The following is a 22,063-nucleotide window of genomic DNA, read 5'->3' on the forward strand; positions in this document are numbered from 1 at the left end:
AACCGCGTGAATCCGTGGCTGCACCGCCCTTTCCAGATCACAGGACCGCAATGACCAGCATCGCCAAGATCCATGCCCGCGAGATCCTCGACAGCCGCGGCAATCCCACGCTCGAAGCGGAAGTGACCCTCGCCGACGGCAGCTTCGGCCGCGCGATGGTGCCCTCGGGCGCTTCGACGGGTACGAAGGAAGCCGTGGAGCTGCGCGACGGCGACAGGACGCGCTACCTCGGCAAGGGCGTGACGCAGGCGGTAAAGAACGTCAACACCACGATCGCGCAGGCGCTCGCCGGCTTCGATGCCGCCGACCAGGCCGGGCTGGACCGCCGCCTGATCGACCTCGACGGCACCGAGAACAAGGGCCGCCTCGGGGCGAATGCGCTGCTGGGCGTCTCGATGGCGAACGCGCATGCGGTCGCCATGTCCAGGCGCGTGCCGCTGTGGCAACACCTTGCGAACGGGCGCGAAGTGGCTCTCCCGGTGCCGATGATGAACATCATCAACGGCGGCGCGCATGCCGACAACAACGTCGACCTGCAGGAGTTCATGGTGCTGCCGGTCGGCTTCGACCGCTTCTCCGAGGCCCTGCGCGCGGGCACCGAGATCTTCCACGCGCTCAAGAGCGTGCTCAAGGGTCGCGGCCTGTCGACCGCAGTGGGCGACGAGGGCGGCTTCGCGCCGGACCTGCGCAGCAACGAGGAAGCGCTGGAAACCATCCTCGAAGCGATCGGCAAGGCCGGCTACCGCGCCGGCGAGGACGTGCTGCTGGGCCTGGACGTCGCCTCCAGCGAGTTCTTCGAGAACGGCAAGTACAACCTGCAGGGCGAGGGCAAGCGCCTGACGCCGGAGCAGTTCGTCGACTTCCTCGCCGACTGGACCCAGCGCTACCCCATCGTGACCATCGAGGACGGCATGGCCGAGCACGACTGGGCCGGCTGGAAGCTGCTCACCGAGCGCATCGGCGGAAAGGTGCAGCTGGTCGGCGACGACCTGTTCGTGACCAACCCGAAGATCTTCCGCGAGGGCATCGACCAGAAGGTCGCCAACGCCATCCTCATCAAGGTCAACCAGATCGGCACGCTGACCGAGACGCTGGAAGCCATTGCGATGGCGGACGCGAACCGCTACGCCGCGATCGTTTCGCACCGCTCGGGCGAGACCGAGGACACCACCATCGCCGACATCGCCGTGGCCACCACCGCCACGCAGATCAAGACCGGCTCGCTCTGCCGCAGCGACCGCGTGGCCAAGTACAACCAGCTGCTGCGCATCGAGGAGCAGCTCGGCGGCGCGGCGCGCTACGCCGGCCGCGACGCGTTCGTCTCGCTGCGCTGACGCGACATGGCCCGCACCCACCGCGGCGTGCTGATCCTGCTGGTCGTGCTGGCGATGCTGTTGGCCGGCCTGCAGGCGCACCTGTGGCTGGGCGAGGGCGGGCGACGCGCCGTGGAGGCGCTGGAGGCGCAGGTCGCCGGGCTCGAGCGCGAGAACGGCGGGCTGCGGCAGCGCAACGATGCGCTGGCCGCGGAGGTCGAGGACCTCAAGTCCGGCGAGGCGGCGGTGGAGGAGCGCGCGCGAAGCGAGCTCGGCATGATCCGGCCGGGCGAAGTCTTCTATCGCGTGGTCGATCGCGAGTCCACGGCCGGGACACCCGCCGCGCCCGCGCCCTCGCCATGACGCGGCCGGTCTGGGCCGTCGTGCCCGCCGCGGGTCGCGGCCGGCGCTTCGGCGGCGACGTTCCCAAGCAGTACCTGCAGGTGCACGGCCAGCCGCTGCTCGCATTCGCGCTGGATGCGCTCCTGGCCGAGCCGCGGATCGCGGGCGCGATCGTCGCGATCGGCGCGGAGGACGCCTGGTGGCCGGGCTGGACGGCGCGCGCGGGCAAGCCGGTTCTCACCTGTACCGGTGGCGCCGAGCGGGCCGACTCGGTGCTGGCCGCCCTCGACGCGCTGGAGGCGCAAGGGCATGGGAGCGCCCTCGTGGCCGTGCACGACGCGGCGCGGCCGAACCTCGACGCGGCGGATATATCGCGCCTGCTCGACGCGGCGCTCGCCGACGACGCCGGCGCCATTCTCGCCGCGCCGGTACGCGACACGCTCAAGCGCGGCGAGCATGGTCGCATCGCCGCCACGCAGCCGCGCGAGGCCCTGTGGCGCGCGTTCACGCCGCAGGCCTTCCCGCTGCCTGCGCTGCGCGCGGCACTGGCCCGCTGCCGCGAGCTCGGCGTGCTGCCCACCGACGAGGCCATGGCCATGGAGCTCGCCGGCATCCGTCCGCGCCTGGTCGAAGGCCGCGAGGACAACCTGAAAGTCACCACGCAGGCCGACCTCGCTCTGGTCGAGTTCCTGCTCGCGCGAAGGGGCGCCAGCGCATGAACATCCGCATCGGCCAGGGCATCGACGTGCATGCCTTCGGCGAGGGCGACCACGTGATGCTCGGCGGCGTGCGGATCCCGCACGCGCGCGGTGTCGTCGCGCACTCGGACGGCGACGTCGTGCTGCACGCGCTCTGCGACGCCATCCTCGGCGCACTGGCGCTGGGCGACATCGGCCGCCATTTCCCGCCGTCGGACGAACGCTGGCGCGATGCCGACAGCCGCGACTTCCTGCGCCACTGCGCGGCGCTGGCCGGGGAGCGCGGCTGGCGGGTGGGCAACGTCGACGCCACCGTGCTCGCCGAGCGCCCGAAGGTCGGCCCGCATGCGCAGCTCATGCGCGAGCGCATCGCCGAAGACCTGGGCGTCGACGTCGATGCGGTCTCGATCAAGGCCACGACCACCGAGCGCCTGGGGTTCACCGGCCGCGAGGACGGCATCGCGGCGATGGCCGTCTGCCTGCTGGTGCGCGCATGAGCGCAGCGCGGCAGCCGCGGGCGCATGGCGATGCGGTGCTGGCGGCGCGCTTTCGCGAGCGCCACGAGGATTTCGTGGTCGAGGAGATCGCGGGCTTCGAGCCCAGCGGGCAGGGCGAGCACCTGCTGCTGACGATCGAGAAGCGCGGGCTCAACACCGCCGAGGTCGCGCGTCGCCTCGCCGCCTGGGCCGGCGTGCGCGACGTGGCGATCGGCTATGCGGGCCTCAAGGACCGCCACGCCGTCACCCGGCAGCGCTTCAGCGTGCACCTGCCCGGGCGCGACGCGCCGGACACCGCCTCGCTGGAAGGCGAGGGCCTGCGCGTGCTGTCGAGCGCGCGGCACTCGCGGAAGCTGCCGCGCGGCGCCCTGGCGGGCAATCGCTTCGAGCTCCTGCTGCGCGAGGTGCAGGGCGACCGCGAGGCGATCGCGGGCCGGCTCGAAGCGATATCGCGCGATGGCGTTCCCAACTACTTCGGCGAACAGCGGTTCGGCCGCGCCGGCGACAACGTCGAACAGGCGCTGGCGATGTTCGCCGGCCGCCGCGTGCGGCGGGAGGAGCGCAGCCTGCTGCTGTCGGCGGCCCGCTCGGAGCTGTTCAACCGCGTGCTGGCCGCGCGCGTGGCCGAGGGGTCGTGGAACACGGGGCTGGAGGGCGAGGTGTGGATGCTCGACGGCCGCCGCAGCGTGTTCGGGCCGGAATCGCCCACGCCCGAGCTGCAGGCGCGCTGTGCGGGCTTCGACATCCATCCCACCGGACCCCTGTGGGGGCGGGGCGAACCCCGCACGCAGGGGGGCTGCCGTGGCCTGGAGGATGCCATTCTCGCGGCGGGTGACGCCCCCGCGCTGCGCGCGGGCCTGGAAGCGGCGGGCCTGGAGCAGGAGCGGCGCGCGCTGCGCATGCGACCGGCGGCGCTGGCCTGGCAGTGGGAGGCCGACGGCCTGCGCCTGGCCTTCGAACTGCCGCCCGGGGCCTACGCCACCACGGTGCTGGCCGAGCTCGGCGACCTCGAATCCGGCCGCGTGCACCGCTCGTCGTAAAGCGCGGCGGGGCGGATCGACGGGAGCCGTGGCGGGCGTATAACCGGTTCGACGCCCGCACCGGGCGGGCGCCATGGACCCGCCGGGAGGCTTCCCATGTCCCGTTCCGCCTGCTTCTGCATCGTCCTCGCGCTCGCGGCGATCTCCGCGGGCTGCGCCACCACCTCCGAATCGACCGCGCGCGCGGCGCCGGCCCGCTGGAGCGGGCAGACGATCGTGCAGGATCACGCCTACATCCAGCAGGTGGAAACCATCGCACGCCGGCGCGGCATCGATGTCACCTGGGTGCATCCGCCGGTCAAGCGCCGGTCGCGCGACGACTAGCGCTTCGCCAGCAGCACGATCACGGCGCCGGTACCGCCCTGGGCGGGTGGCGCGGAATGGAAGCCGAGCACGTCCGAGCGGTGCCGGAGCACGCGGTCGACCATGTTCTTGAGGATGGGCGCGCCACTGGCGTCGAGTTCGTCGGCGCCACGGCCCTTGCCGTGCACGATGCGCACGCAGCCCAGCCCGTGCCGGCGTGCGTCGGCCAGGAACTCGCGAAGCAGCGATTGCGCCTGCGCCGCCGTGAGCCCGTGCAGGTCGATCTCCTCCTGCGCCGACAGCTCGCCGCGCCTGAGGCGCGCGAACGTGGTGGGTGGCAGGGCCTCGCTGCGGTGGCTGAGCACGTCGCCCGCGCCGAGCAGTTCCTCGTCCATCGCCAGCCGGAACTCCGACCGTGCCTCGGCCTCGTCGCGCTCGGCCATGCGCGCGCGCGGCCGCGGCCTGGGCGGGGCCGGCGGCGCAGGCGGCGCATTCACCGGCCGCACCGGGCCGACCGCGCTGCGGAAGAGGTCGGCGTCGTCGTCGTCGCGCTCGTGCATGGCGCCAGCGTAGCCGCAACCCCGCGCGCCCGGTGCGACGGCGTGGCGGGTGCGCGAAAGGCCGCCGCGGGGCATCGGCTATCATGGCCCCCCGCCGTCGCCGGCGGTGTCCTCCACCCGGCGCCACGAGATCCATGCGAGTCCTTGTCAGCAACGACGACGGCGTCGACGCGCCCGGTATCCGCATCCTCGCGGAGACCCTGCGCGGCGCCGGCCACGATGTCCTCATCGTCGCCCCCGACCGCGACCGCTCCGGCGCGAGCAATTCGCTCACGTTGGACATGCCCGTGCGCGTGCAGCGGCAGGACGAACGCACCTGGCGCGTGCACGGCACCCCGACCGACTGCGTCCACGTGGCGCTGACCGGACTGCTCGACCGGCTGCCCGACATCGTCGTGTCCGGCATCAACAACGTCGGCAACCTGGGCGACGACGTCATCTATTCCGGCACCGTCGCCGCCGCGGTGGAAGGCCGCTTTCTCGGCTACCCGGCCGTGGCGGTATCGCTGGCCACCGCCGACGGCGTCGGCCGACACTACGCAACGGCCGCGCGGGCGGCGGTGGAGATCGTGGCGCGCCTGCTGGTCGACCCGCTGCCGGCCGACACCATCCTCAACGTCAACGTGCCCGACGTGCCCTGGGAGGCCATCCGCGGCTTCGAGGCCGGGCGCCTGGGCAATCGCCATCGCTCCGAAGCCTGCGTCAAGCAGGTCGATCCCCGCGGGCGCGAGTGGTTCTGGGTCGGCCCGGCCGGAGCCGAGCAGGACGCAGGCCCCGGCACGGACTTCGACGCGGTCCGCCGCGGCTGCATCTCGATCACGCCCATCCAGGTCGACCTCACGCGTTACCAGGCCCTCGAGCAGGTGGCCAGCTGGGTGGGCGGCCTGGCCGGGGCGCTGGGCCGCGCGGAGACATGAGCATGCGCATCGGACGCCGCCCCGAAGCCCTGGGCACGGGCCTCACCTCGCAGCGCGTGCGCGACCGGCTGGTCGAGCGCCTGCGTGCGAACGGCATCCACGACGAGCGCGTGCTGGAAGCGATCCGTACGATGCCGCGCCACTTGTTCGTCGACGAGGCCCTCGCCACGCGGGCCTACGAGGACACCGCGCTGCCGATCGGCCACGGGCAGACCATCTCCCAGCCCTGGGTGGTCGCGCGCATGACCGAGGCGCTGCTGGCGTCGAACCCGAAGAAGGTGCTGGAGATCGGCACCGGCTCGGGCTACCAGGCGGCGGTGCTGGCCGCACTGGGGCTGGACGTGCACACGGTCGAGCGCATCGGCGAGCTGCTGCGCGTGGCGCGCAAGCGCTTCCGCCAGCTCGGCATGACCGTGCGCAGCAAGCATGACGACGGCCGCGCCGGCTGGGCCGAGAACGGGCCCTTCGATGCCATCCTCGTCACCGCGGCGGCGCCGGCGCTGGTGGACGAGCTCAAGGCGCAGCTCGCGCCCGGTGGCGTGCTGATCGCGCCGGTGGGTCAGGCGAGCGCGCAGTCGCTGCTGCAGGTGCGCAGCCTGCCCGAGGGCGGCTTCGACGAGCAGGTGCTCGCGCCGGTGGTCTTCGTGCCCCTGCTTCCGGGAGTGGTCGATTGAACGCGAGGAACCCCGTCGCCGCGCCGGCCGGTGACGACGAAACCCTGGGCGAGCAGCTCGAACGCGTGATCCGCGACCTGCCGGAGGACTCGCTCACCCTGGGCGAACTGCTCGACGTGTTCGGCGACGAAGGCCTGCTGCTGCTGACGATGCTGCTCACCCTCGTGTTCCTGATCCCGGTCTCGATTCCCGGGGTGAGCACGGTGTTCGGCGCGGCCATCCTGCTGGTGGGCATCAGCCGGGTGCTCGGGCGGCCGCTGTGGCTGCCCTCGCGCATCCGCCACCGCGCACTGCCGGCCGCGAAACTGCGCCCCGGCCTGCAGCAGGGCATGAGCTGGGTCCGGCGCCTGGAGCGCATCAGCCGCCCGCGCCGGCTGCCGGGCCTGGTCGAGGGGCGCACGCGCCTGCAGCTGACCAATCTCGCCTTCATCCTCGCCGCGCTGCTGCTGATGGCCCCGTTCGGCTTCGTGCCGTTCAGCAATACGCTTCCCGCGCTCGCGCTGCTGCTGTATGCAGTGGGCATGGTGCAGCGCGACGGTGGGGCGGTCCTGCTCGGCCATCTGGCCAACATCGCGACGATCGTCTATTTCGGAGTCCTCATCGGGGGCGGCGGCATGGCGATCCGCGAGCTGTGGCAGCGCTTCGCCGGCTGATGCGGGAGGACGGGAAACGATGACGACGGCGCGGTGGCTGCTGGCAGCGGGATGCGTCCTGGCGCTTGCGGCATGCTCGAGCTCGGTGGTCCGCACGGGCTCGCCGCCCAGGCCCGTGGCACCGGCCGTGTCCAAGCCGCGCCCCGGCGGCACCGTGCTGGTGCAGCGCGGGGACACTCTTTACTCGATCGCCACGCGCAACGGCATCACCGTGCTCGACCTCGCCACCTGGAACGGGCTGGCGCCGCCGTACACGATCTATCCGGGACAGCGGCTGAGGCTGTATCCGGGGGGCGGTCGCGGCAGCCGGCCCGTTGCCGCCGCGCCCACGCGGCGCGCGGACGCCGGCGCCAAGCCCCCCGCGCGCGTCACGCCGGCCGCGCCTGCGGCGTCGGCGCCCCCCGAACCGGCCAGCAGCGGTTTTCCCTGGCGCTGGCCCGCGCAGGGGCAGCTCATCGGCCGCTACGTGGCCGGCGAGCCGACGCGGCAGGGCATCGACATCGCCGGCACCGCCGGCGCGCCCGTGCGCGCGGCGGCCGATGGCACGGTGGTCTATTCCGGCGCCGGGCTGGTCGGCTATGGCGAGCTGGTCATCATCAAGCACAGCGAGAACTGGCTCTCGGCCTACGGCCACAACCGGCGGCGGCTGGTGAACGAGGGGCAGCTGGTGAAGGCCGGCGAGCAGATCGCCGAGATGGGCCGCAGCGGCGCCCCGCGCGACATGCTGCACTTCGAGATCCGCTACAACGGCCGGCCGGTCGATCCCCTGCGCTACCTGCCCGCCCCGTAGCCAGCAGGCCAGGCGCGCCCGGCCGCGCCAAGCGATGGCGGCGGCTGCGGTCCGGCGCGGGCTAGGCCCCGTTGGACAGCACGAAGCCCGCCACCACGCGCCGGCCTTCGCCGGCCAGCACGTTGAACGTTCGGGCGGCGGCGGCGTTGTTCATCACCTCGAAGCCGATGCCGGCCTGCAGGCAGGCGGCCTGGGTCACGGCGGGCGCGAAGGCCTGCCGGTCCCCGCTGCCGAGCACGATGAGTTCGGGACGCAGCGCCAGAAGCGGCTGCAGCAGGTCCGGCGTCAGCAGCCCGACGGCGGCGGCGGGCCAGTCCTCGATCAGCGCATCCGGCGCGAGGATGAAGCTGGACGTCAGACGGCGGTCGTTGACCAGCGCGCAGCTGCCGTCGGCGGCACGCAGCACGTAGGCATGGTCGGGTTGTTCGAGGACGAGTTGCATGGGCTCACCTGCGTCGACTCTCGGCCGCGCGGGCGTTAGGGCGCGTGAACGCTCACGGACGAGGCAGGATGATCTGCCGCTTCTCCCGGCTCGGCCGGTACAGCACGGCGGTATGGCCGATGCGCTGCACCAGGGCGGCGCCCGTGCCATCGACGATCGCGTCGATCAGCCCGGCGCGCGCCTCGCGGTCGTCCGCGGCGACCTTCACCTTGATGAGCTCGTGGTCCTCGAGCGCCTGGCCGATCTCGGCCACCACGGCCGGTGTCACCCCCTTGCCGCCGACCTGCAGCATCGCCTTCAGGCCATGGGCCTGGCCGCGGAGGAATCGGGTCTGCGCTGCGGTGAGGCTGATCGCGGTCAAGCGTACGTTCCGGGTGCGGGGAGGGGCGCAGGGTATCATGCGGTCTCGCGCCTCCCGCCCGGCGCTCCACGACGCCGATGCCGACGCGCAGCAAGTCCAGCCATCGCTGGCTCAAGGAACACTTCTCCGATCCCTATGTGAAGAAGGCGAAGGCCGAGGGCCTTCGTTCGCGCGCCGCCTACAAGCTGGAGGAACTGGTCGAGCGCGACCGGCTGCTGCGCCCGGGGATGGTCGTGGTGGACCTCGGCGCGGCGCCCGGAGGCTGGTCGCAGTGGGTCAGGCAGGCGCTGGGCGACTCCGGCCGCGTGATCGCGCTGGACATCCTCGCCATGCCCCCCTTGGCCGGCGTCGAATTCCTTCATGGCGATTTCAGGGAGGATGAAGTCCTATCGCGTCTGGAATCGGCCTTGAACGGGCAGCCCGTGGACCTTGTCCTCTCGGACATGGCCCCCAACATGAGCGGAGTGGACGCGGTGGACCTGCCGCGGGCGATGCACCTGGCGGAGCTGGCGATGGACTTCGCCGACCGCCACCTGCGCGTCGGCGGCAACTTCCTGATCAAGCTGTTCCAGGGCGTGGGTTTCGACGATTACGTGCGCGAGCTGCGCCGGCGGTACGACAAGGTGGTCATCCGCAAGCCGGCCGCCTCGCGCAAGCGCTCCCCCGAGGTCTATGCGCTCGCGCAGGGCCGACGGGCGGAGATGAAGTGATGGCCCGCATCGCCGATAACGCGGCGATGGGGTGGTGGTGAACCGGCCGCAAGGCCAATGGGCAGAGTGATGAACGATTTGGCCAAGAATCTGTTGCTGTGGGTGGTGGTCGCCGTCGTGCTGATGGTGGTCTTCCAGGCCTTCGGGCCGCGCAGCACGCCGCCGGAGACGCTGGCCTACGACCAGTTCGTCCAGCAGGTGCAGACCGATCGCGTGAAGAGCGTGACGATCGAGGACGACCGCACCACGATCAAGGGCGAACGCAAGGACGGCTCCTCGTTCACCACGTACGCGCCGAACGACAAGGACCTGGTCAATGACCTGCTCAACCACGACGTGTCCGTGGTGCAGGAGCCGCCGGCCACCGGGCCGTCGCCGCTGGCGCTGTTCCTCAACATCTTCCCCTGGCTGCTGTTCATCGGCATCTGGGTGTACTTCATGCGCCAGATGCAGCAGGGCGGCAGCAAGGGCGCGATGAGCTTCGGCAAGTCGCGCGCGAAGATGCAGGGCGAGAACGAGGTCAAGGTGACCCTCGCCGACGTGGCCGGCTGCGACGAGGCCAAGCAGGAAGTGGGCGAACTCGTCGAGTTCCTCCGTGATCCGTCCCGCTTCCAGAAGCTCGGCGGCAAGATCCCGCGCGGCGTGCTGATGGTCGGTCCCCCGGGTACCGGCAAGACGCTGCTGGCGCGCGCGATCGCCGGCGAGGCCAAGGTGCCGTTCTTCTCGATCTCGGGCAGCGACTTCGTCGAGATGTTCGTGGGCGTGGGCGCTTCCCGCGTGCGCGACATGTTCGACCAGGCCAAGAAGCACGCGCCCTGCATCATCTTCATCGACGAGATCGACGCGGTCGGCCGCCACCGCGGCGCCGGCCTCGGCGGCGGCCACGACGAGCGCGAGCAGACGCTCAACCAGCTGCTGGTCGAGATGGACGGCTTCGAGGGCGGCGAGGGCGTGATCGTGATCGCCGCGACCAACCGCCCCGACGTGCTCGACCCGGCGCTGCTGCGCCCGGGCCGCTTCGACCGCCAGGTCGTCGTGGGCCTGCCCGACGTGCGCGGCCGCGAGCAGATCCTCAAGGTGCACATGAAGAAGCTGCCGCTGGGCGAGGACGTCGACGCGATGACCGTCGCGCGCGGCACGCCGGGCTTCTCGGGGGCGGACCTCGCGAACCTCTGCAACGAGGCCGCGCTGTTCGCCGCGCGCGAGAACGCCAAACAGGTGCACATGGAGCACTTCGACAAGGCGCGCGACAAGATCCTGATGGGCGCCGAGCGCCGCTCGATGGCGATGAGCGAGGACGAGAAGAAGCTCACCGCCTACCACGAGGCCGGCCACGCCATCGTCGGCCGCATGGTCCCGGAGCACGACCCGGTCTACAAGGTCACGATCATCCCGCGCGGCCGTGCGCTGGGCGTGACCATGTACCTGCCCGAGGGCGACAAGTACTCGTACAACAAGGTCGCGCTGGAGTCCCAGCTGTCGTCGCTGTACGGCGGCCGCGTGGCCGAGGAGCTGGTGTTCGGGCCGGACAAGGTCACCACGGGCGCGTCCAACGACATCGAGCGCGCCACCAAGATGGCCCGCAACATGGTCACCAAGTGGGGCCTGTCGGACGAGATGGGGCCGATCGCCTACTCCGAGGACGAGGACGAGGTCTTCCTCGGCCGCTCGGTGACGCAGCACAAGAACGTCTCCGACGAGACGGCGCGTCGCATCGACGAGGTCGTGCGCGGCATCCTCGACCGCAACTACGCGCGCACCAAGAAGATCCTCACCGAGAACATCGACAAGCTGCACGCGATGGCCGAAGCCCTGCTCCAGTACGAAACCATCGACGCGCCGCAGATCGACGCGATCATGGAAGGCCGCGAGCCGCCGCCGCCGAGCGGCTGGGGTCGCGGCGGCCCGGCGGTCGAGCAGCCCAAGCCGATTACGCTGGGCGGCCCGGCGCCGACGACCTGACCGCGATTGCCAGTGCACCCCGGAAAGGCCAGAGTTCGCTCTGGCCTTTTTCGTTGGCGCGCCGCGCCGGGTACTGCATGGCTGACAAACCCTCCGCCGCCGCCTGGCTGCCGACCGGCAGCGCCCTGGGCGTTCCGATCGGCCGGGTCATGGGCAGCCCGCCGCCCGGCCTCGCATCCGGCGTGACGGGTGGCGTGCGTGCCGGTGCCTTCGCGCGTCGCCGGGAGGAGCGCTGATGTTCGACATCGCGCCCCGCCTCGACTGCGCCGGCCGCGTGCTCGTGCTCGACCGCCCGCGGGTGATGGGCATCGTCAACGTCACGCCCGACTCGTTCTCCGACGGCGGGCTGCATGCCGATACCGACGCCGCGGTCGCCCATGCGCTGCGCCTGGTGGAGGAGGGCGCGGACATCCTCGACGTGGGCGGCGAATCCACGCGTCCCGGCGCGGACGAGGTGCCTTTAGCGGAGGAACTGCGGCGCGTCGTGCCGGTGATCGAGCGCCTTGCGCGCGAAACGCAGGTGCCGATCAGCATCGACACCTCCAAGCCCGAGGTCATGCGCGCGGCCGTCGCGGCGGGCGCGGGGATGATCAACGACGTGTACGGCCTGCGGCGCGAAGGCGCACTCGAGGCCGCGGCCTCGCTCGGCGTGCCGGTCGTGCTCATGCACATGCTCGGCGAGCCGCGCTCCATGCAGGCTTCGCCGCAGTACGACGACGTGGTGGCGGACGTGCACCGCTTCCTGGCCGAGCGCATGTTCGCGGCCGAGATGGCCGGCATCGACAGAAAGCGCCTGGTCGTCGACCCGGGTTTCGGCTTCGGCAAGACGCGCGAGCACAACCTGGCGCTGCTGGCGAACCTGGATGCTTTCGCGGACCTCGGTGTTCCGCTGCTGGCCGGGCTTTCGCGCAAGCGCAGCATCGGCGAACTGACCCGTCGCGAGGCGCCCGCCGATCGCGTGCACGGCTCGGTCGCCGCGCACCTGCTGGCGGTGGATCGCGGCGCGCGCATCGTGCGCGTGCACGACGTGGCCGCGACGGTGGACGCGCTGGCCGTATGGCGGGCGGTGGACGCTCAGCCGCGGCGACGCAAGGCCACCGGCGCTGCATCCCCGACGCTGCGCTGGCCCGACGAGGACTGAGCAACGCGCGACGTACCGCGTGGGACGTGCGCATCCGCGCGCGCCAGACGGCGCGTACGGGCCGGCGCGACTTTCGTGCAGGGCATGCAGGCTGCGCATGCCGCGGTCGCATCGCGCCAGGTGGATGCACAGGCCGGAGACGCCTCGCGCGTCAAGCCCATGTCGATGCGCTCGATCGCACGCAAAACGCGGCGTGCGTTACCCACACCGGCTGTGGATAAGCGTCGGGGTCGTGCTGTGGATAAGCGGCGCGGGCCCAGAATCCATGCCGGCCCGCGTTGCCGTGGCGAGAAATTGTCCAGCCACTGTGTGCCTTGACGGCTGCGGTAAAGTCGCGCAGGGAAACATCCTGGAAACCGCATGACCACCAGCACGCCGCTCGTCGTCACCTTCGGGCTCTATCTCGTTGCCATGGTGGTGATCGGCTTCGTGGCCTGGCGATCCACGCGCAGCTTCGACGACTACATCCTCGGCGGCCGCTCGCTGGGCAGCCTCGTCACCGCGCTGTCGGCGGGTGCATCCGACATGAGCGGGTGGCTGCTGATGGGGCTGCCGGGCGCGCTGTTCCTGGCCGGCGTGTCCGAGTCGTGGATCGCCTTCGGGCTGGTCGCCGGTGCCTGGGCGAACTGGAAATTCGTGGCCGGGCCACTGCGCCTGTACACCGAGCGCACCGGCAATTCGCTGACGCTTCCGGACTACTTCACGCACCGCTTCGAGGACGGCAGCCGGGTGCTGCGCGTGCTCGCCGGCGTGGTCATCCTGGTGTTCTTCGCGGTGTACTGCGCCAGCGGCATCGTGGCCGGCGCGCGCCTGTTCGAGAGCGTGTTCGGCGTGCCCTACGCCGAGGCGCTGTGGTGGGGCGCGGCCGTCACCATCGTCTATACGCTGGTGGGCGGCTTCCTGGCCGTGAGCTGGACCGACACCGTGCAGGCCACGCTGATGATCTTCGCGCTGCTGCTCACGCCGGTCATGGTGATGCTGGCGGTCGGCGGCCCACGCGAGAGCATGGCGCTGGTCGAGCAGGTGGACCCGGCGAAGCTGGACTGGTTCCGCGGCGGCGAGCTCGGGCTGGTGGGCATCGTCTCGCTGCTGGCCTGGGGGCTGGGGTATTTCGGCCAGCCGCACATCCTGGCGCGGTTCATGGCGGCCGACAGCCTGGCCACGATCCCGCGCGCGCGCCGCATCGGCATGGCGTGGATGATCCTCTGCCTGCTGGGTGCGATGGCGGTGGGCTTCTTCGGCAATGCGTACTACGCGCAGCACCCGGAACTCGCCGGGCCGGTGCGCGAGAACGCCGAGCGCGTGTTCATCGAGCTCTCGCAGCAGCTGTTCAATCCGTGGGTCGCGGGCATCCTGCTGTCGGCCATCCTCGCGGCGGTGATGAGCACGCTGTCGGCCCAGCTGCTGGTCTGCTCCAGTGCGATCACCGAGGACTTCTACCGCGGGTTCCTGCGCCGCGACGCCAGCCAGCGCGAGCTGGTCTGGGTGGGGCGCGCCGCGGTGCTGGGCGTGGCGCTGCTGGCGATCTGGATCGCGCGCGATCCCGACAGCCGCGTGCTCGGCCTGGTGTCCTATGCCTGGGCGGGCTTCGGCGCGGCCTTCGGGCCGGTCGTGCTGGTCTCGCTGTTCTGGGCACGGATGACGCGCAACGGCGCGCTGGCGGGCATGGTGGCCGGCGCGGCCGTGGTCATCCTCTGGAAGCAGTTCTTCGCCGATACGGGGCTTTACGAAATGATCCCCGGGTTCATCGCGGGCACGGTCGCCGTCGTGGCCGGCAGCCTGCTCGATCGCGCGCCCTCGCAGGCGATGACCGCACGCCACCTGCAGGTGCGCGCCGCGCTGCGCGAGAACGGATACTGACCGCGACGTGCCGATCCACGCCCGCCCACCGGCCATCGCGCTCATGGGGCCGACGGCCTCGGGCAAGACGGCGCTCGCGGTCGACTGGGCGCGGCGGATCGGCGGCGAGGTCGTCAGCGTCGACTCCGCGCTGGTCTACCGCGGCCTCGACATCGGCGCGGCCAAGCCCAACGCCGCCGAGCGCGGCGGCATTGCGCACCACCTGATCGATATCCGCGATCCCTGGCAGCCGTACTCGGCGGCGGAGTTCGCGGTGGACGCGCGGCGCGCGGTGGAGGGCATCGTCGCGCGCGGTCGCATCCCGATCCTCGCGGGCGGCACGGGCCTGTACTTCCACGCGCTGCTGCGCGGCCTGGCGCCGATGCCGGAAGCCGATGCCGGCGTGCGCGCGGGGATCGAGGCCGAGGCCGCCGCGCGCGGCTGGGCTGCGCTCCATGCCGACCTCGCACGGGTCGACCCGGAGGCGGCCGCGCGCATCCACTCCACCGACGCCCAGCGCATCCAGCGCGCGCTGGAAGTCTGGCGGGTCAGCGGGCGCAGCATCAGCGACTGGCGCCGCGAGGCGCCGCGCGAGCGCTTTCCCTGCCGGGTTCTCAAGCTGGTGGTGGCGCCCGCGCAGCGCGCGGTACTGCACGAGCGCATCGCCCGGCGCTTTGACGCGATGCTCGCGGCCGGCTTCCTGGACGAGGTCCGCCGCCTGCGCGCGTTGCCGCAGCTCGCCTCGCATCCGCGCCCGCTCGACCTGCCGGCCCTGCGCGCGGTCGGCTACCGCCAGGCCTGGGAGCACCTCGACGGGCGCTTCGACGCGGGGCAGCTGCGCGAGCGTGGCATCCACGCGACCCGCCAGCTGGCCAAGCGCCAGCTCACCTGGCTGCGTGGAGAACTCGACGCGCGCTGGTTCGACCCCGCGGCCGACCCGGCACGGCTGGATGCGGCGCTCGCCGCCTTCCTCGGGCGCCCCGGCTAGCGATCGCCGTCGCGCTTGCACGCGCCGACCACGGTGAATCAGCCACTTTGCGCTACCATCGGGCCGTCGCTGCGGTGGGGACAACCCCGCGACGCGGACCGATGCTTCCCGTCGGCCGCCCATAACGAGAACTAGAGTGGGGAAAGACAATGTCGAAGGGGCAATCTCTGCAGGACCCGTTCCTGAACGCACTGCGCCGGGAGCGGGTGCCGGTTTCGGTCTACCTCGTCAACGGCATCAAACTGCAGGGCACGATCGAGTCCTTCGACCAGTTCGTGGTGCTGCTGCGCAATACGGTCAGCCAGATGGTCTACAAGCACGCGATCTCGACCGTGGTGCCGGCGCGCAACGTGCGCGTGGGGCCCGGCGGCGGCTACGTGCAGCCGACCGACGGCGAGGGCGGGCAGGAGACGCCGCCCGAATGACGATGCGGCAGGAGGTGGGGCTTGTTTGAACGCTCGAAGAAGGGCGAGCACGCGCTGCTGATCCAGCCGCACGCCGGCCCGCTGGACGAGGCGGTGCTGGAGGAATTCCAGGAACTCGCGCGCTCGGCGGGGGCGACCATCGCCACCGTCGTGACCGCGCGCATCGATCGTCCCAACGCGGCGATCCTCATCGGTACCGGCAAGCTCGAGGAAGTCCGCGCGGCGCTCGCGGCCACGGGCGCCGACCTGGTCATCGTCAACCACCCGCTGAGCCCGGGCCAGGAGCGCAACCTCGAGCGCGAGCTCAAGTGCCGCGTCATCGACCGCACGGGCCTGATCCTCGACATCTTCGCCCAGCGTGCGCGCTCGCACGAAGGCAAGCTGCAGGTCGAGCTCGCGCAGCTGCGGCACATGGCCACGCGCCTGGTGCGCGGCTGGACCCACCTGGAACGCCAGCGCGGCGGCGCCATCGGCCTGCGCGGCCCGGGCGAAACCCAGCTGGAAACCGACCGTCGCCTGCTGCAGAAGCGGCTCGAACAGCTGTCCAAGCGCCTGGACAAGGTGGAAGTGCAGCGCGCGCAGATGCGCCGCGCGCGCCTGAAGGGCGAGCTGCCGCGCGTGGCGCTCGTGGGCTACACCAACGCGGGCAAGTCCACCCTGTTCAACGCGCTGACCGGTGCGGAGGCCTATGCGGCCGACCAGCTCTTCGCCACGCTGGACCCCACCGTGCGCCGCATCGAACTGCCCGGCGGCAGCGTGGTGCTGGCCGATACGGTGGGCTTCGTGCGCGACCTGCCGCACGAACTGGTGGCCGCGTTTCGTTCCACGCTGTCGGAGGCGCGCGAGGCCGACCTGCTCCTGCACGTCGTCGATGCCGCCGACCCGCTGCGCACCGAGCGCATCGCGCAGGTCGATGCCGTGCTCAAGGAGATCGGCGCCAGCGACATCCCCCAGCTGCTGGTCTTCAACAAGATCGACCGGCTCGAGGACACGGCGCCGCGCCTGGACCGCTTCGTCGAGGAACGCCAGCGCGTGTGGCTGTCGGCCCGCGACGGCACCGGCCTGGACCTGCTGCGCGAGGCGCTGGGCCAGACCCTCGGGCTGGAGCGCGTGACCGGCCGCATCCACCTGCCCACCGAGGCCGCGCGCCTGCGCGGCCGGCTGTACGAGATCGGCGCGGTGCGAGCCGAGCGGGCGGAAGAGGACGGCTGGACGCTGGACCTCGACCTGCCACGGAGCGAGGCGCGCCGGATCGCCGCCTCCGCGGGTGGCCACCTGCTGAACCCGCTGGTTCCCGAACCGCCTCCCGACGCCGGCCTTGCTTGAGGCCGCTGGACCCCCCACCTAGAATCCGACCCACCCGTCGGCGTCCTGCCGCCAGCCCTTGTCCGAGCGCGCCCGCGCCGGCCCGCGGCGGCTCCGCGCGCCCCCTCAGGAGCAGGCATGGCCTGGAACACCCCCGGCAGTGAAAACGGCGACCGCCCGGGTCGCGGGCGGCTCAGGCCGCGCGGCTTCGGCCCACAGGATCTCCTCGACCGCCTGCGCGACCTGTTCGACGGCGGCAACGGTCCATGGCGCTGGCTGCCGGTGCTGCTGGGCCTATGGCTGCTCTTCAGCTCGTTCGTGCTGATCGCCGAGCAGCAGCGCGGCGTCGTGCTGCGCTTCGGCCAGTTCGCGCGGATGATGGAGCCCGGCCCGAACCTCAAGTTCCCCTGGCCGATCGAGCGCGTCATCAAGGTCAACGCCACGCAGATCAAGACCTTCTCCGACAACGTGCCGGTGCTGACCGCCGACGAGAACATCGTGCAGGTCGAGATCAACGTGCAGTACCGCATCTCCGACCCGCAGCGCTATCTGTTCGGCACCCGCGATGCCGACGCCGTGCTGACCCAGGCCGCGCTGTCGGCGGTTCGCGAGCTGGTGGGCCGGTCGACGCTGGACAACGTGCTGGGCGCGCGCAACGCCATCGCCGTTGCCGCGCGCACCAACCTGCAGCGCTCGCTCGACGCCTACCGCACCGGCATCGTCGTCACCGAACTCAACCTGCCGAACGCGCGCCCGCCGGAGGAGGTCAAGCCGGCCTTCGACGACGTCAACTCGGCGCAGCAGGACAAGGACCGCGTGATCAGCGAGGCGCGCGCCTACGCCGCCAAGGTCGTGCCGGAGGCGCGAGGCGACGCCGCCCGCGTGCGCACCACCGCGGAGGGCTACAAGACCGCCGCCATCGCCCGCGCCACCGGCGACGCGCAGCGCTTCTCGCTGCTGGTCGAGCAGTACAAGGACGCGCCCGACGTCACCCGCAAGCGCCTGTGGCTGGACACGGTGCAGGACGTGCTTGCGCAGAACCGCACGATCGTCGGCGGCGATTCGCGCCAGCTGATCTACGTGCCGATGGCGCCGGCCGCCGGCAACGCCGCGCAGTCCGCGCCGCCCACCGGCCCGCTCGTCACGCCCGACGTGCTGGCGCCGGTCACCGCCACCGATAGCGCGCGCTCCGGACGTACCGGGCGCGAGCCGCGCAGCACGGAGTCCGGCCGATGAGATATTCCATGTGGATCGCCGCCGCCGTCGCGGCCCTGTTCGCCCTGATGGGTTCGGTCTTCGTCGTGCACGAGGGCCACAGCGCGATCGTGCTCAACCTGGGCCGCGTCGCCCGTGCCGACCTCGGCCCCGGCCTGCACTTCAAGGTGCCGCTGCTGGAAACTGCGCGCGTCTTCGACCGCCGCCTGCTCGTGCTGCCCGCCGAGCCCGAGCGCTACCTCACCTCCGAGCGCAAGGACGTGAGCGTGGACTTCTTCGCCGTGGGCCGCATCGAGAACCTGCGCGCGTTCTACCGCGCGACGGGCGGCGACGAGAAGACCGCGGTCGAGCGCCTGGCGCCCATCATCAAGGACGCGCTGCGCAACGAGATCAACAGCCGCACGCTGTCGGAGGTGGTCTCCGGCGATCGCTCCAAGATCGTCGGCCAGCAGCTCGACACCATCAACCGGGGCGCGGCCACGCTGGGCATCCGCATTGCCGACCTGCGCATCAAGCAGATCGACCTGCCGACCGACAGCCAGGTGATCCGCGACGTGTACCGGCGCATGAGCGCGCAGCGGCAGCAGGTGGCCAGCCGCCTGCGCGCCGAGGGCGAGGAACAGGCGCAGCAGATCCGCGCGAACGCCGATCGCGACCGCGCGGTGATCGTGGCCGAGGCCGAGCGCGATGCGCAGCGCCTGCGGGGCGAGGGCGATGCCGAGGCCACGCGCCTGTATGCCCAGGCCGCGCAGCGCGATCCGGCCTTCTTCGCCTTCCAGCGCAGCCTCGATGCCTACCGCAAGTCCTTCGCCGACGGCAAGACGGTGATCGTGCTGGACCGTGACGATCCGTTCCTGCAGTACATGCGCTCGGATCGATGACCCGCGAGCTGTTGTCGGCGCTGTGCCTGGTCGCCGTGCTCGAGGGCCTGTTCCTGTTCGCCTGGCCCGAGGGCTGGCGACGCACCGCCGAGCGGCTGTACGCGCTCAGCGGCCGTCAGCTGCGCATCCTGGGCGGCATGTTCGTCGGCACGGGCCTGCTGCTGCTCTGGCTGGTGCGGCAGTGACCGACGGCCGGGGTGGCCCCCGGCCGGCGAAACCCGGATAATGCACAAAAGCCGGCCGGGGACACCCGCCGGCTTTTTCCGTGTGCGGGCCGTCGATCCGGCCGCCGCGGCCTTTCCGCCCCGACGGGGCGACATTCGGAGTGCGCGATGGGTCAGTCAGTGCTGGTGTTGGGCGCTCAATGGGGGTGAGAGCGAGTGCTTGCGCGGCACTGCCGCGCGCTCGCTCGAACGCCATGCGCGCCGCGCATGGCGGGTCGCCCTGGTACACGGGGCCATGAACTTGGAGAAGCGGTAATGGGTCAGTCTGTAGTGGTGCTGGGCGCGCAGTGGGGCGACGAGGGCAAGGGCAAGATCGTCGACCTGCTGACCGAGGAGATCGGCGCCGTCGTGCGCTTCCAGGGCGGCCACAATGCCGGCCACACGCTGGTCATCGGCGGCAAGAAGACCGTCCTGCACCTGATCCCGTCGGGCATCCTGCGCCCCGACGCGCTGTGCCTGATCGGCAATGGCGTGGTGCTGCACCCGGGCGCGCTGCAGAAGGAGATCGCCGAACTCGAGGGCAATGGCGTCGAGGTGCGCTCGCGCCTGAAGATCTCGCCGGCCACGCCGCTGATCATGCCCTACCACATCGCGCTGGATCAGGCGCGCGAGAAGGCCGCCGGCGGCAAGGCGATCGGCACCACGGGCCGCGGCATCGGCCCGGCCTATGAGGACAAGGTGGCGCGCCGCGGCATTCGCGTGGCGGACCTGCACTATCCGGCCGAACTGGCCGAGAAGCTGCGCGCCGCGCTGGACTACCACAACTTCGTGCTGACCAAGTACCTCGGCGTGGACGCGGTGGACTACCAGAAGACGCTCGACGAGGCGCTGGCCTTCGGCGAGTACGTCGAGCCGATGAAGGCCGACGTCGCCGGCATCCTGCACGAGCTGCGCAAGCAGGGTAAGCGCGTGATGTTCGAAGGCGCCCAGGGCTCGCTGCTCGACATCGACCACGGCACGTATCCCTACGTGACGTCCTCGAACACCACCGTCGGCGGCGCGCTGGCCGGCACCGGCGTGGGCGCGGACGCGATCGACTACGTGCTTGGCATCGCCAAGGCCTATGCCACGCGCGTGGGCGGCGGCCCGTTCCCGACCGAGCTGCACGACGAGATCGGTCAGGGCATCCGCGACCGCGGCCAGGAATACGGCGCCACCACCGGCCGTCCGCGCCGCTGCGGCTGGATGGACATCGTCGCGCTCAAGCGCGCCGTCGCCATCAACGGCATCACCGGCCTGTGCATCACCAAGCTCGACATCCTCGACGGGATGGAGAAGCTCAAGATCTGCATCGCCTACGAGTACCGGGGCAAGCGCACCGAGTACGCCCCGCTCGACGCGGCGGGTTGGGAAGAGTGCACGCCGGTGTATCTCGAGTTCCCGGGCTGGGAGGAGAGCACCGCCGGCATCACCGAGTGGGAGAAGCTGCCGGCCGCCGCGCGCGCTTACCTGCGTGCGCTGGAGGAGCTGGCGGGCTGCCCGCTCGCCATCGTGTCGACCGGCCCGGATCGCGACGCGAACATCGTGCTGCAGGATCCGTTCGCCTGAGGGCTGCGCCCACGACGGGAACATGCGAAGGCCGCCCCCGGGCGGCCTTCGTCCTTGCGGGCGCGGACTGTGACGGCCATCGCGCCGATGGCGGAACTTCCCCGCGGCGGACGCGTCGTACCTTTCCCGGCGCATCGGGCACGATGCGCGAGCCCATGAGACAGGAAACGCCATGGACATCATCCGGCCCCTGGTGGCGACGGGACTCGCTCTTTCCCTCGCGGCCTGCGCGAGCTCGCCGACACGCAGCACGTCGACCGGCCCGGCGGCGACAGGCGCCGCGGCGACGGTGCCCGCCGTCGACGTCGCGCGGGTGAAGGACGCCGCGCGCGGGCTCGGGGTACGCCCTGCGTTCGGCAACTGCGTCGATGCGGCACAGGGCACCGCCAGCGCAACGCTCGCCTGCATCGATGCCGAACTGCAGCATCAGCAGGCGCGCATCGACGCCGCGCTGGCCTCGCGCCGCGCGCTGTCCACGTCCAACGGCGACGTCGCCGCGATCCAGGCACAGTGGCGCGCCGAGCGTGACCGAGTCTGCGGCGCCGACGACGCGGGCGTGCCCGCCGCGCAGCGCATCCAGGCGGGCATCTGCCGCCTGGAGGCAACGGCGGCGCGCGCGGACGTGCTCGCGCGCTGAGCCCGGCGGCGCCGGTTCATGCCGGCGCGGGGCGCGGTGGCTGTGCCTCTCGGGCGCCCGGCCGCTCCGATGCGGGTGGGCTGGCGGTGAGCCCGCGGCCACTGCACGGGATTCGGCCCGGTGCGACGCCTGCAGGTGTTGCCGCCCATGCGCGTTGCGGAGCAGACGCACTGCAAGTGGCCAGGTGGCTCGCGCGGCCGGGCCCTCGGAGCCTGGCCGACGGGCGAGGGACGCTGCCGCAGCGTCGCCGCAACGGCCCGCATCGAAGCCGGTGTGGATGTGGTCCGGAGGAACGCGCGACCGTGACATGCGGACGCCGCGTGCCGCACGCGAAAAGCGCCGCCCCCGGGCTTGAAGCCGGAGGCGGCGCCGATGCAGGAGCGGGCTCGACGGTCAGCGACGCGAGGCGCCGGCGCCGGCGCGCGCATCCGCATCCGCATCCGCGTCCGCCGATGCCCTGGCCGGGCCGCGGCGCGAGGCCTTCGCGCCGCCACCGGCGTTCGCATCCGCCGAGGCCTGCCCCGCGCCTGCCGGCGTGCCACCGTCATCCGGGGCGTCATCCCCGGACTGCGCGCCGCCGCGTGCCGAGGCGCCCAGG

Annotated in this window: 26 protein-coding genes and 1 pseudogene; 23 read left to right on the plus strand and 4 right to left on the minus strand. The window is 71.8% G+C overall.

Translation table 11 applies throughout. The features are described 5' to 3' along the window. The first annotated feature begins 50 nt into the window (after positions 1–50). The 6 genes from eno to EYQ95_RS19255 all read left to right on the plus strand — a co-directional run bounded on the left by eno (position 51) and on the right by EYQ95_RS19255 (position 4,214). Positions 51–1,334, plus strand: a complete 1,284-nt coding sequence (gene eno, locus EYQ95_RS19230; protein WP_132329418.1) for a phosphopyruvate hydratase — start codon at positions 51–53, stop codon at positions 1,332–1,334. A gap of 6 nt (positions 1,335–1,340) precedes the next feature. Continuing rightward, positions 1,341–1,676, plus strand: coding sequence for a cell division protein FtsB (gene ftsB / locus EYQ95_RS19235; protein ID WP_132329421.1), 336 nt, complete (start codon positions 1,341–1,343; stop codon positions 1,674–1,676). Then, positions 1,673–2,374 carry a 2-C-methyl-D-erythritol 4-phosphate cytidylyltransferase gene (gene ispD, locus EYQ95_RS19240; protein WP_132329424.1) on the plus strand — a complete coding sequence of 234 codons (702 nt, stop codon included), beginning with the start codon at positions 1,673–1,675 and terminating at the stop codon, positions 2,372–2,374. The genes ftsB and ispD overlap by 4 nt, the downstream gene beginning before the upstream one ends. Beyond that, positions 2,371–2,850, plus strand: a complete 480-nt coding sequence (gene ispF / locus EYQ95_RS19245; RefSeq protein WP_132329427.1) for a 2-C-methyl-D-erythritol 2,4-cyclodiphosphate synthase — start codon at positions 2,371–2,373, stop codon at positions 2,848–2,850. Before ispD ends, ispF begins: the two co-directional genes overlap by 4 nt. After that, positions 2,847–3,890, plus strand: a complete 1,044-nt coding sequence (truD, locus tag EYQ95_RS19250) for a tRNA pseudouridine(13) synthase TruD (protein WP_132329430.1) — start codon at positions 2,847–2,849, stop codon at positions 3,888–3,890. Before ispF ends, truD begins: the two co-directional genes overlap by 4 nt. 96 nt (positions 3,891–3,986) lie before the next feature. Continuing rightward, positions 3,987–4,214: a hypothetical protein gene (locus EYQ95_RS19255; RefSeq protein WP_132329433.1), complete on the plus strand. Its 228-nt coding sequence runs from the start codon at positions 3,987–3,989 to the stop codon at positions 4,212–4,214. Here the strand turns inward: EYQ95_RS19255 and EYQ95_RS19260 are convergent. After that, positions 4,211–4,753, minus strand: a complete 543-nt coding sequence (locus tag EYQ95_RS19260; protein WP_132329436.1) for a Smr/MutS family protein — start codon at positions 4,751–4,753, stop codon at positions 4,211–4,213. The genes EYQ95_RS19255 and EYQ95_RS19260 overlap by 4 nt on opposite strands. 134 nt (positions 4,754–4,887) lie before the next feature. Here EYQ95_RS19260 and surE point away from each other — a divergent pair, with 134 nt between their 5' ends. Genes surE through EYQ95_RS19280 form a run of 4 tightly spaced genes read left to right on the plus strand, consistent with a single transcriptional unit; the run spans position 4,888 to position 7,787 of the window. Beyond that, positions 4,888–5,670, plus strand: a complete 783-nt coding sequence (gene surE / locus EYQ95_RS19265; RefSeq protein WP_132329439.1) for a 5'/3'-nucleotidase SurE — start codon at positions 4,888–4,890, stop codon at positions 5,668–5,670. Continuing rightward, positions 5,667–6,344 (plus strand): protein-L-isoaspartate(D-aspartate) O-methyltransferase, encoded by a 678-nt coding sequence (locus tag EYQ95_RS19270; protein ID WP_132329442.1) that lies wholly within the window; start codon positions 5,667–5,669, stop codon positions 6,342–6,344. The genes surE and EYQ95_RS19270 overlap by 4 nt, the downstream gene beginning before the upstream one ends. Further along, positions 6,341–6,997, plus strand: a complete 657-nt coding sequence (locus EYQ95_RS19275; protein ID WP_132329445.1) for an exopolysaccharide biosynthesis protein — start codon at positions 6,341–6,343, stop codon at positions 6,995–6,997. Before EYQ95_RS19270 ends, EYQ95_RS19275 begins: the two co-directional genes overlap by 4 nt. Before the next feature lie 19 nt (positions 6,998–7,016). Continuing rightward, entirely contained in the window at positions 7,017–7,787 is a 771-nt protein-coding gene (locus tag EYQ95_RS19280) for a peptidoglycan DD-metalloendopeptidase family protein (protein WP_132329448.1), read from the plus strand. A gap of 61 nt (positions 7,788–7,848) precedes the next feature. Here the strand turns inward: EYQ95_RS19280 and EYQ95_RS19285 are convergent, their stop codons facing one another. Then, the gene (locus EYQ95_RS19285; RefSeq protein WP_132329451.1) at positions 7,849–8,229 is read right to left on the minus strand and encodes an Mth938-like domain-containing protein; all 381 of its coding nucleotides are present in this window, start codon (positions 8,227–8,229) and stop codon (positions 7,849–7,851) included. Positions 8,230–8,281: 52 nt separating this feature from the next. Further along, positions 8,282–8,590 (minus strand): ribosome assembly RNA-binding protein YhbY, encoded by a 309-nt coding sequence (yhbY, locus tag EYQ95_RS19290; RefSeq protein ID WP_243699988.1) that lies wholly within the window; start codon positions 8,588–8,590, stop codon positions 8,282–8,284. A 77-nt stretch (positions 8,591–8,667) separates the two neighbouring features. On the opposite strand from yhbY, the gene rlmE reads away from it, so the two are divergent. From rlmE to EYQ95_RS19350, 13 genes are all read left to right on the plus strand, one after another. Further along, a complete protein-coding gene (gene rlmE / locus EYQ95_RS19295; RefSeq protein WP_132329457.1) occupies positions 8,668–9,300 on the plus strand; it encodes a 23S rRNA (uridine(2552)-2'-O)-methyltransferase RlmE in 633 nt (210 codons plus the stop codon). 69 nt (positions 9,301–9,369) lie between these two features. Continuing rightward, the gene (ftsH, locus tag EYQ95_RS19300) at positions 9,370–11,262 is read left to right on the plus strand and encodes an ATP-dependent zinc metalloprotease FtsH (RefSeq protein ID WP_132329460.1); all 1,893 of its coding nucleotides are present in this window, start codon (positions 9,370–9,372) and stop codon (positions 11,260–11,262) included. Between the two features lie 77 nt (positions 11,263–11,339). Beyond that, the gene (locus tag EYQ95_RS26415) at positions 11,340–11,498 is read left to right on the plus strand and encodes a hypothetical protein (protein WP_165924793.1); all 159 of its coding nucleotides are present in this window, start codon (positions 11,340–11,342) and stop codon (positions 11,496–11,498) included. Then, on the plus strand, positions 11,498–12,403 hold the full coding sequence (gene folP, locus EYQ95_RS19305; RefSeq protein ID WP_132329462.1) for a dihydropteroate synthase: 906 nt from the start codon (positions 11,498–11,500) through the stop codon (positions 12,401–12,403). Before EYQ95_RS26415 ends, folP begins: the two co-directional genes overlap by 1 nt. 360 nt (positions 12,404–12,763) lie before the next feature. Then, positions 12,764–14,263 carry a sodium/proline symporter PutP gene (gene putP, locus EYQ95_RS19310; protein ID WP_132329465.1) on the plus strand — a complete coding sequence of 500 codons (1,500 nt, stop codon included), beginning with the start codon at positions 12,764–12,766 and terminating at the stop codon, positions 14,261–14,263. 7 nt (positions 14,264–14,270) lie between these two features. Next, the gene (gene miaA, locus EYQ95_RS19315; protein WP_132329468.1) at positions 14,271–15,230 is read left to right on the plus strand and encodes a tRNA (adenosine(37)-N6)-dimethylallyltransferase MiaA; all 960 of its coding nucleotides are present in this window, start codon (positions 14,271–14,273) and stop codon (positions 15,228–15,230) included. A 149-nt stretch (positions 15,231–15,379) separates the two neighbouring features. Next, positions 15,380–15,655 (plus strand): RNA chaperone Hfq, encoded by a 276-nt coding sequence (gene hfq / locus EYQ95_RS19320; protein ID WP_132329470.1) that lies wholly within the window; start codon positions 15,380–15,382, stop codon positions 15,653–15,655. Positions 15,656–15,676: 21 nt separating this feature from the next. Next, positions 15,677–16,981: a ribosome rescue GTPase HflX gene (gene hflX / locus EYQ95_RS19325; protein ID WP_132329473.1), complete on the plus strand. Its 1,305-nt coding sequence runs from the start codon at positions 15,677–15,679 to the stop codon at positions 16,979–16,981. Between the two features lie 117 nt (positions 16,982–17,098). Continuing rightward, positions 17,099–18,196 (plus strand): FtsH protease activity modulator HflK, encoded by a 1,098-nt coding sequence (gene hflK / locus EYQ95_RS19330; protein ID WP_132329476.1) that lies wholly within the window; start codon positions 17,099–17,101, stop codon positions 18,194–18,196. Beyond that, entirely contained in the window at positions 18,193–19,056 is an 864-nt protein-coding gene (gene hflC / locus EYQ95_RS19335; protein WP_132329479.1) for a protease modulator HflC, read from the plus strand. The genes hflK and hflC overlap by 4 nt, the downstream gene beginning before the upstream one ends. After that, positions 19,053–19,241, plus strand: a complete 189-nt coding sequence (locus EYQ95_RS19340) for a DUF2065 domain-containing protein (RefSeq protein WP_132329482.1) — start codon at positions 19,053–19,055, stop codon at positions 19,239–19,241. Before hflC ends, EYQ95_RS19340 begins: the two co-directional genes overlap by 4 nt. A 294-nt stretch (positions 19,242–19,535) precedes the next feature. Continuing rightward, positions 19,536–20,828: an adenylosuccinate synthase gene (locus EYQ95_RS19345; RefSeq protein ID WP_132329485.1), complete on the plus strand. Its 1,293-nt coding sequence runs from the start codon at positions 19,536–19,538 to the stop codon at positions 20,826–20,828. Between the two features lie 172 nt (positions 20,829–21,000). Beyond that, positions 21,001–21,465, plus strand: coding sequence for a lysozyme inhibitor LprI family protein (locus EYQ95_RS19350; RefSeq protein WP_132329488.1), 465 nt, complete (start codon positions 21,001–21,003; stop codon positions 21,463–21,465). A 393-nt stretch (positions 21,466–21,858) separates the two neighbouring features. Here the strand turns inward: EYQ95_RS19350 and EYQ95_RS26620 are convergent. Beyond that, a pseudogene (locus EYQ95_RS26620) lies at positions 21,859–22,063 on the minus strand (hypothetical protein); the annotation flags it as partial.

The organism is Lysobacter sp. N42, from assembly GCF_004344885.1.